The sequence below is a fragment of the Terrabacter terrae genome (assembly GCF_039529575.1).
In the GTDB taxonomy this organism is placed as follows: Bacteria; Actinomycetota; Actinomycetes; order Actinomycetales; family Dermatophilaceae; genus Terrabacter; species Terrabacter terrae.
In genome coordinates, this window is record NZ_BAAANB010000237.1 from 1 (window position 1) to 2,353 (window position 2,353).

Below are 2,353 nucleotides of genomic sequence, written 5' to 3' on the forward strand. Positions count from 1 at the left end.
GGCAAGACTGACGGCATGACTCTTCACGCCGACGACTACCAGGCCTCGCGCAGCCGCTACGACTCGATGACCTACCGCCGCACCGGCCGCTCGGGCCTGGACCTGCCGGCCGTGTCGCTCGGGCTGTGGCACAACTTCGGCGACGACGTGCCGCTCGAGCGCCAGCGGGCGACGCTGCGCCGGGCGTTCGACCTCGGCGTCACGCACTTCGACCTGGCCAACAACTACGGCCCGCCCTACGGCTCCGCGGAGCGCAACTTCGGCGCCATCTACGCGCAGGACTTCAAGCGCTACCGCGACGAGCTGATCCTGTCGACGAAGGCGGGCTACGACATGTGGCCGGGCCCGTACGGCCAGGGCGGCGGCAGCCGCAAGTACGTCCTGTCCTCGCTCGACCAGTCGCTCGAGCGGATGGGGGTCGACTACGTCGACATCTTCTACAGCCACCGTTTCGACGAGACGACGCCGCTCGAGGAGACGATGGGCGCCCTCGACACCGCGGTCCGCTCCGGACGGGCGCTGTATGCCGGCATCTCCAGCTACTCGGGTCCGCGCACCCGCGAGGCGGTCGAGATCCTGCGCTCCATGGGCACGCCGCTGCTCATCCACCAGCCGAGCTACTCGATGCTCAACCGCTGGGTCGAGGAGGACCTGCTCGACGTGCTCGGCGAGGAGGGCGTCGGCTGCATCGCCTTCTCCCCGCTCGCGCAGGGCATGCTGACGGACAAGTACCTCGACGGCGTCCCGGAGGGCTCGCGCGCGTCGCAGGGCAAGTCCCTGTCGACCGACCTGCTGACCGACCAGAACCTGAAGCACATCCGCGCCCTGAACGAGATGGCGAAGGAGCGCGGGCAGTCGCTCGCGCAGATGGCGCTGGCCTGGGTGCTGCACGACCAGCGCGTGACGTCGGTGCTCATCGGCGCCTCCTCGGTCGGCCAGCTCGAGGACAGCCTCGGCTCGCTCGACCACCTCGACTTCACCGACGAGGAGCTCGAGAAGATCGACGAGTACGCCGTCGAGGGCGGCATCAACCTGTGGAAGACCTCGAGCGCCCACTGACCATGGAGCGCCCGACCGGGGCCGTCAGCCGTGTGGTGGCCCCGGTCGGCGCTTGTAGGTTGGGCACATGCCGGAGACCCCTGCTGACGCCGACGTCACGCTCAGCATCCAGGAGCGGCTCTACCCGAACCTCCCGTCGAGACGGTCGAGCTGCACGCCGTCGTGACCGAGGCCGCCGAGCCGCAGCTGACGGTGGCGGTCGAGCTGTGCTTCGACGGCAAGGTGCGCGCTGCAGCCACGGCGGTCTGGAAGCGCTGGCGGCCGCGCGTCTGACGGCTGCGGGACGCTGCCCGCGCACTCGGATCCTGCTCCGCCCCCAGAACGGAGCAGGATCCGAGCGTGTGGCACGCCCCAGACGCAGCGGGGCTAGAGGTAGCCGTTGACGAAGGCCAGGACGTCGGCACGGTCGGTGCGGAAGACGCCGCCGGTGCCGCCGCACGTCGGGTTGATGCCGAACGACGTCACGCCCACGACGACGTTTGAGCTGCCGAGGAAGTTCGGGCCGCCGGAGTCGCCGAAGCAGGTGCCGCCGGTGTTGGCGTTGTTGGACAGCAGCAGCGACTGCGGCCCGGTGAAGCCGGTGTTGACCTGGAGCAGGTGCGGGTGCGCGACCATGCGGATCTTGAGGGCCGACTCCTTCCACGACGCGGCGTCCGGGAAGGCCTTCTGCAGGCCGTAGCCCACCGAGGTGAACGTCGTGGAGCGCCTGGGCTTGAGGGCGTCGAGCTCGTTGAGCCCGGGAAGCGTGCCGTAGGTCGACATCGCCATCGGGCGGTCGAGGACGACGACGCCGACGTCGTGCAGGAAGAAGGCGTCGGGGTCGTAGGACGGGATGGTGTGCGGCGTCCCGCTGACCTCACCCTTGGTGGGGTAGCCGTTGGCGGGCACCCCCGACTGGACGTCCGCGGCGAACCAGATCTCCACGTGCGCCGCCGGCGCCTCGGTGCAGTGACCGGCCGTGAGGTAGACGGTGGGGCTGAGCAGGGTTCCGGAGCAGCGCCAGAGAGGAGTGCCCGACGCGTCCTTGGCGACCATGAGCCCGACGTACGGGTGGCCGTTGCCGTCGAGGGTGCCGTCGGTGACGGCACCGGCCGGCGCTGCCGCCCCGAGCGCCAGCCCGAGGGCGGCGAGGACGGCGAGCCATAGCTTCTTCATGTGAGTGACCCCTATCGTTCGGCGCCGGGTGGGCGCGAAGGTCCCCGAGACTGCCCACCGTAGCCGCGGCTGTGAGCCGCGTCACTGTTTCCCGTGAGCAGGCTGGGAACGGGTCAGCGGGGACTGCGCTCGTGCTCCA

At 70.1% G+C, this 2,353-nt stretch carries 2 protein-coding genes; one reads left to right on the top strand and one right to left on the bottom strand.

Translation table 11 applies throughout. The features are described from left to right. Positions 1-15 precede the first annotated feature (15 nt). Positions 16-1,059 carry an L-glyceraldehyde 3-phosphate reductase gene (gene mgrA, locus ABD194_RS21495; protein ID WP_343995338.1) on the top strand — a complete coding sequence of 348 codons (1,044 nt, stop codon included), beginning with the start codon at positions 16-18 and terminating at the stop codon, positions 1,057-1,059. A 366-nt stretch (positions 1,060-1,425) separates the two neighbouring features. On the opposite strand, the gene ABD194_RS21500 is transcribed toward mgrA, so the two are convergent. Then, positions 1,426-2,214, bottom strand: coding sequence for a trypsin-like serine protease (locus tag ABD194_RS21500; protein WP_343995336.1), 789 nt, complete (start codon positions 2,212-2,214; stop codon positions 1,426-1,428). Positions 2,215-2,353 lie beyond the last annotated feature (139 nt).

Bases quoted from the DNA above. Each gene is read 5' to 3' on its own strand.
- ABD194_RS21500 (WP_343995336.1), bottom strand. From the start codon at position 2,214: ATGAAGAAGCTATGGCTCGCCGTCCTCGCCGCCCTCGGGCTGGCGCTC.
- mgrA (WP_343995338.1), top strand. From the start codon at position 16: ATGACTCTTCACGCCGACGACTACCAGGCCTCGCGCAGCCGCTACGAC.